Raw genomic sequence first — 6344 nt, forward strand, 5'->3', positions numbered from 1 at the left:
GTGAACTGCAGGCCGTCCATCCGGACCGTCACCGTGGGCTCCTGCCCGCCAAAGTCGTCGAGCACCTGTGCGCGCCCGTCCACGTTCACGTGGATGGTACGGGCCAGCGGGCCCGTGAGCTCGAACAGAATGCGGGATCCCTCCGGCGCCTTGGCGCGCTTGCCCACCACGTAGCCCATGGTGGCCGCGATCTCGTCAAGCGAAAGGCACGAGGCGATCCCCCCGAGCTCGTCGTCGGCGGACGGACGCGACAGTGCCTCGCGCATGTCCTGCTCATGCATCCAGCAGTCGAAAACCCGCACCCGCATGAACCGGCCATAACTCTCGGGACCGACCGGCGTCACCGTTACGGCGTTCCATTCATCGTCGGGCATCCCCGTCAGCGCCGCGCGCCGATCCCTCGTCACCGTCCGGAAGCGCTCGAGCACGTCCGCCCCCGCTTCCCGACTGAGATGCCGAACCCAGCACTCGTTCATCGCCCCGATGTCGTTGCGCACATGGTCGAGGGTCGAAACGTCGATGTCCGGTTCGGGAGCCGCGATGCCGGACAAAAACGACTCCGTCCCGATGATGTGCGATAACACGGCCTTGACGTCCCAGCCGGGCAGCGGCGTGGCCGCCCGCCAACCGTTTTCAGGCAGCCCGTCGAGCAGTGCCTCGATCGCATCCCACACACCGAAGAGGCCGGACAGCACCTCGGACTTGTCGACTTGGGTGATGGGACGAGTGGCCATGGACGGATCCTAGGCCGAGCAATACCGTCTCGATCGGCCAGGCCGCGATGCCGCCCCGTCAGTTCATGCCCTTGGCCCGCCGGCCCATCTCGCGATGCACTTCGCGCTGGGCATCGCGGCGGGCCATGTCCTGGCGCTTGTCGTACGCCCGCTTGCCGCGCGCGAGAGCGAGCTCGACCTTGACCTTTCCTTCGAAAAAGTACAGAGACATCGGGACAAGCGCGAGGTTGCCATCGCGGATCTTGCCGACCAGCCGGTCGATTTGTTGCCTGTGTAACAACAACTTTCGATTTCGGCGCGGATCGTGGTTGGTCCAGCTACCGTGCTGATACTCCGGGATGTGCAGGTTGCGCAGCCACACTTCGCCGTCGTCTACGGTCGCGAACGCATCCGCCAAGGATGCGTGCCCCTCCCGCAAACTCTTTACCTCCGTGCCCTGCAGAGCCACGCCCGCCTCGAAGAGCTCGAGAACCGAATAATTATGCCGCGCTTTACGATTGGTGGCGACGATCTGCTTACTGGCACGCTTTCCGCCAACGGCCTTACTCCCGCCGGACTTATTGGCCACAGCTAACGCCGTACGTAGAGGCGCAAGGTGGCGTAGGCGGTCAGCCCGGCCATCGACACGCCGAGCAGAAACAGCCAGGGAGAGATGTAGAGGATATCGGCGTAGTCGACCCGCGCGATCAGATTGGCCTGGTAGAACTGATTCAGCGCGTTGTCCAAAAACGTTGCCCGCACCAGGATCAGGCCCGCGATGGCGATCGCCACACCGACAGCCGCGGCGAACATCGCCTCGACCAGGAACGGCAGCTGGGTGTACCACCGGCTGGCCCCCACCAGCCGCATGATTCCGATCTCTGTGCGCCGCGTGTAAGCCGCGACTTGAACCATGTTGGCAATCAACAGAATCGCCCCCACCGCCTGCACCAAAGCGACGGCGAACGCGGCCTTGCTCAAGCCGTCCAAGACCGCGAACAACCGGTCGATCAGATCCTTCTGGTTGAGCACCGAAAGCACCCCGGGCTGGCCCTGCATCGCCGAGTCAAAGTCCTTGTGCTGCTCCGGGTTGTTCAGCTTGACGATGAAAGACGCTGGAAACGAATCCTTCCCGGCAACATCCTTGTATTGCGGGAACTTGCGGATCGCGTCGTTGTAGGCGTTCTCCCGGTTGAGGAACCGCACCGACTTGACGTCCTCGCGTGCCTCGATCTTCTGCCGCAGCGCCTTGCACGGGTTCGTGCTGCAGGAGGGGTCGTTGGCGGAGACGTCTTCGGTGAGGAAGACCTGGGTCTCGACGCGATCGAGGTAGATCGCCCGGGAGCTGTCCGCCAACCGGACCACCAACAGACCTCCGCCGAAGAGGCCGATCGAGATCGCGGTCGTCAAAATCATCGCGGCGGTCATGGTGACATTGCGACGAAGGCCGGTCAGGACCTCGTTGAGCAGGAAGCCGAAGCGCACTTACCGGTCCATCCCGTAGATGCCGCGCTGTTCGTCGCGGACCAGCCGGCCCAAAGACAGCTCGACGACGCGCTGCCGCATCGAGTCGACGATGTGATGATCGTGCGTCGCCATCACCACCGTCGTGCCGGTCCGGTTGATCCGCTCCAACAGATCCATGATGTCCTTGCTGGTGTCTGGGTCGAGGTTGCCCGTGGGCTCGTCGGCCAGCAACACCAGGGGCCGGTTGACGAAGGCACGCGCGATCGCCACCCGTTGCTGCTCGCCACCGGACAGCTCATGGGGCAGCCGGTTGGCCTTGCCGGACAGGCCGACGGTCTCGAGGACTTCGGGCACCACCCGGTTGATCGCTTCCCTTCGCTTGCCGATGACCTCCAGCGCGAAGGCGACGTTTTCGAACACCGTCTTTTGCTGCAGCAGTCGGAAATCCTGAAATACGCAGCCAAGCACCTGGCGCAGTTTCGGTATGTGCCGGCCCGGCAGCTTGTTGACGTGGAACTTGGACACCCGCACGTCACCGGAGTTCGGCGTCTCCTCCCCGAGCAGGAGCCGCATGAACGTCGACTTGCCCGAACCCGACGGGCCGATCAGGAAGACGAATTCACCCTTGTCGATTTTGACGTTGATGTCCTCGAGCGCCGGGCGCGCCGACGCTTTGTACTTCTTGCTGACATGGTCAAGGGTGATCATCACGGCACGCCAGTGTAGCTGCGAATTTCGCGGGCCCGCGAAATCAGCTCGCCGGTGGTGGCGGAGGCGGCGCCGGCAGTCCCCCCGGCTGTGGAGCCATCTGGCCTGGGCTCGGAGGGCAGAAGGGCGGCGGCAGCACGCACGGCAGCGTCGGCACGCCGAACGGCGGAGACGTCGTCGTTGCGGTCGGGCTTGGCGGCGCAACCGTGGTCGGAGTGGTCGGCGTCGGCGGCGCCGTGGTGGTCGGCGTGCTCATGGTGGTCGGCGGCTGCTGCACCCGGCTTTTGGGCACCCACGTGTAGTTGGGATCAGGCAGGAAACCCGGCGGCACCACCTGTGCCGGCGGGGCCGCGGGCGGGGGATGCGGGCGGTAAGCGTCGTAAACCCACCACACCGCGAGGAAGGCGACAATCAACACCAGCGTCGAGGTGCGCATGTGTCCGCCGAAAATGTACCGGGGCCAGCGCCGCTCCCCGTCGCTACGATTCTCGAGGATATTCAGCGTGAACTTCACCGGCGCTGCACCGCTCCCTCGGCTTGTTCGTTGGCTTTCGCCGCCGCGACCTCGTCCGCGGGCAGGCCGGCGGCGTCGACGAGCCCCACCGTCGCGTCGGCCGCTGTCACGATGCCCGCACGGGCGAGCGCCCGGATGACCAGCATGCGCAGCTGCCGGCCGGCCTCGAACTGCTTACCGGGCAGCGTGCGGGCAACCATGCGCAGGGTGACGGTCTCGAGTTCGATGCTTTCCACCCCCATCACCGTGGGCTCGTCCAACAGCAGTTCGCCCAGCACCGGGTTGTCGAGTGCGTGCTCGCACTCCTGGTGCAGGACTTCGTTGACCTGGTTCAAGTCGGCGCTCGTCGAAACGGGAATGTCCACGACCGCGCGCGCCCAGTCCTTCGAGAGGTTGACGGATTTGACGATCTGGCCGTTGGGGATGGTGAACACCTCCCCGTCCGGTGAGCGCAGCCGCGTCACCCGCAGCGTCACGTTCTCGACGGTGCCGCGCGCCTCCTCGGTAGCGCCGTTGACGGTTAAAGCGACCAGGTCCCCAAAGCCGTATTGCTTCTCGACGATGATGAAAAACCCGGAAAGCAGGTCCTTGACCAGCTGCTGAGCGCCGAAACCGAGCGCCGCACCCAGCACGGTGGCCGGCGCGACCAGGCCGCCGAAGGAAAACTGCAGGACGGCGCCGATCTGCACCATCACCCAGATGGCGATCACCACGATGGACACCCACTGGATCACCGACGCGACGGCCTGCCGGTGCTTCGTCGCCTCCGAGCGCACCAGGGCGTCGCTTTCGGCGAAGCCCTCGTCGAGTTGCCGGGTCACTTGTTGGGCCACCCAGGTGACGAAGCGCACCGCCAACATCGCCGCAATCAGCAGCATCACGATCCGCAGACCCCGGGTGATGATCCATTCGCCGATGTCGCCGCGCCAAAAGTCGTGCCAGCGCTGTGTCATTCCCGCCGCAAGAAGTGTTGTTTTAGTCGTCATCTTTTCGGTTGCGCCACCGGATTCCCGCTTCCAGGAACCCGTCGATGTCTCCGTCCAAAACGGCCGCCGGATTGCCGACCTCGTACTCGGTTCGCAAGTCCTTGACCATCTGGTACGGGTGCAATACGTACGAGCGCATCTGGTTTCCCCAGGAGCTGCCGCCCTCGCCTTTCAATGCGTCCAGCTCTGCACGCTCTTCTAATCGCTTGCGCTCCAACAACTTTGCTTGAAGCACTCGCATCGCCGAAACTTTGTTCTGCAGTTGAGATTTTTCGTTCTGGCAAGTCACGACAATACCCGTCGGGATGTGGGTCAAACGAACCGCGGAGTCGGTGGTGTTCACCGACTGGCCGCCCGGCCCGCTGGAACGGTAGACGTCCACGCGGACGTCCCCTTCCGGGATGTCGATGTGATCTGTGGTTTCCACCACCGGAAGCACCTCGACTTCGGCGAAAGACGTCTGGCGCCGGCTTTGGTTGTCGAACGGGCTGATCCGGACAAGCCGATGGGTGCCCTGCTCGACGGACAGTGTGCCGTAGGCGAACGGCGCGTGCACGGCAAAGGTCGCGCTTTTGATGCCGGCTTCCTCGGCGTAGGAGGTGTCGAACACCTCGACGGGATACTTGTGCTGCTCGGCCCAGCGGATGTACATCCGCATCAGCATCTCGGCCCAGTCCGCGGCATCCACCCCGCCGGCGCCGGAACGTATGGTGACCAGGGCCTCACGCTCGTCGTACTCGCCCGAGAGCAGCGTCCGCACCTCGGCGGCCTCTATGTCGGCGCGCAGCGCCTTGAGCTCGGCGTCGGCCTCGGCGAGCGCGTCGGCGGCCTCGGGTCCATCCTCCGCGTCGCCGGCCAGCTCATAGAGCACCGGCAGGTCGGTGAGGCGTTGCCGCAGCTCCTCGATGCGCCGCAGTTCCCCCTGCGTGTGAGACAACTCACTGGTCACGCGCTGTGCGTTGGCCTGGTCGTCCCAGAGCTTGGGATCGGACGCCTCGTGCTCGAGCTTCTCGATGCGGCTGCGCAGACCGTCCACGTCGAGCACCCTCTCCACCGTGGTCAGGGCGGAGTCGAGGGCGGCGATATCGGCTTGACGGTCGGGTTCCACAGCCGCCCACGTTACCGGCGTTCCGCCCGGCGACGAATGCTCAGGTCCGGCTCCGCGCGGAGCGTTTAGCATCAACTGACATGCGCCCCTATCACGTCGCCATCGTCGGCTCCGGGCCGTCGGGCTTCTTCGCCGCGGCATCGTTGCTGAAGGCAGCCGACAGCTCCGAGGACATTGATGTGGCCGTCGACATGCTTGAGATGCTGCCGACGCCATGGGGGCTGGTGCGCTCCGGGGTCGCGCCCGACCACCCGAAGATCAAGTCGATCAGCAAGCAATTCGAAAAGACCGCCGAAGACCCCCGCTTCCGCTTCTTCGGCAATGTCGTGGTGGGCGAGCACATCGAAGCTGCCGAACTCACCGAGCGCTACGACGCCGTCATCTACGCCGTCGGGGCACAGTCCGATCGCCCGCTGAACATCCCCGGCGAGGATCTTCCTGGCAGCATCGCCGCCGTCGATTTCGTGGGCTGGTACAACGCGCACCCCAACTTCGAGCACGCGACGCCGGATTTGTCGGGTGCCCGCGCCGTTGTTGTCGGCAACGGCAACGTCGCACTCGACGTTGCCCGCATCTTGGTGACCGACCCCGAGGTGCTCGCGCAGACCGATATCGCCGACCACGCGTTGTCGTCGCTGCGCCCCTGCGGCGTCGCGGAAGTCGTGATCATCGGCCGGCGCGGACCGCTGCAGACGGCCTTCACCACGCTCGAACTGCGCGAGCTGGCGGACCTCGAAGGGGTCGACGTGATCGTCGATCCGGCGCAGCTGGAAGGCATCACCGACGAGGACGCCGCCGCGGCGGGCAAGACGACGAAACAGAACATCAAGGTGTTGCGCGACTACGCC

At 65.0% G+C, this 6344-nt stretch carries 8 protein-coding genes; 1 reads left to right on the plus strand and 7 read right to left on the minus strand.

Annotated features, from left to right (window positions below; translation table 11 throughout):
* The 7 genes from JO059_RS15825 to prfB form a co-directional block, all read right to left on the minus strand.
* Positions 1 to 734 (minus strand): maleylpyruvate isomerase family mycothiol-dependent enzyme (locus JO059_RS15825; protein WP_293320307.1); only part of this gene is annotated, 734 nt, incomplete at its 3' end.
* Between the two features lie 58 nt (positions 735 to 792).
* Positions 793 to 1302, minus strand: a complete 510-nt coding sequence (smpB, locus tag JO059_RS15830) for an SsrA-binding protein SmpB (RefSeq protein ID WP_293320309.1) — start codon at positions 1300 to 1302, stop codon at positions 793 to 795.
* A 2-nt stretch (positions 1303 to 1304) separates the two neighbouring features.
* On the minus strand, positions 1305 to 2198 hold the full coding sequence (ftsX, locus tag JO059_RS15835; RefSeq protein WP_293320311.1) for a permease-like cell division protein FtsX: 894 nt from the start codon (positions 2196 to 2198) through the stop codon (positions 1305 to 1307).
* Positions 2199 to 2888 carry a cell division ATP-binding protein FtsE gene (ftsE, locus tag JO059_RS15840; protein WP_293320321.1) on the minus strand — a complete coding sequence of 230 codons (690 nt, stop codon included), beginning with the start codon at positions 2886 to 2888 and terminating at the stop codon, positions 2199 to 2201.
* Between the two features lie 43 nt (positions 2889 to 2931).
* The gene (locus tag JO059_RS15845; RefSeq protein WP_293320313.1) at positions 2932 to 3402 is read right to left on the minus strand and encodes a hypothetical protein; all 471 of its coding nucleotides are present in this window, start codon (positions 3400 to 3402) and stop codon (positions 2932 to 2934) included.
* Entirely contained in the window at positions 3399 to 4388 is a 990-nt protein-coding gene (locus tag JO059_RS15850) for a mechanosensitive ion channel family protein (protein ID WP_293320315.1), read from the minus strand. Before JO059_RS15850 ends, JO059_RS15845 begins: the two co-directional genes overlap by 4 nt.
* Positions 4378 to 5496 (minus strand): peptide chain release factor 2, encoded by a 1119-nt coding sequence (prfB, locus tag JO059_RS15855; RefSeq protein WP_293320317.1) that lies wholly within the window; start codon positions 5494 to 5496, stop codon positions 4378 to 4380. The genes JO059_RS15850 and prfB overlap by 11 nt, the downstream gene beginning before the upstream one ends.
* An 80-nt stretch (positions 5497 to 5576) precedes the next feature.
* Between prfB and JO059_RS15860 the strand changes: the two genes are divergently transcribed.
* The coding region (locus tag JO059_RS15860) for an FAD-dependent oxidoreductase (RefSeq protein ID WP_293320319.1) at positions 5577 to 6344 on the plus strand (768 nt) is incomplete at its 3' end.

This window comes from Mycobacterium sp., from assembly GCF_019247615.1.
Classification (GTDB): Bacteria; Actinomycetota; Actinomycetes; order Mycobacteriales; family Mycobacteriaceae; genus Mycobacterium.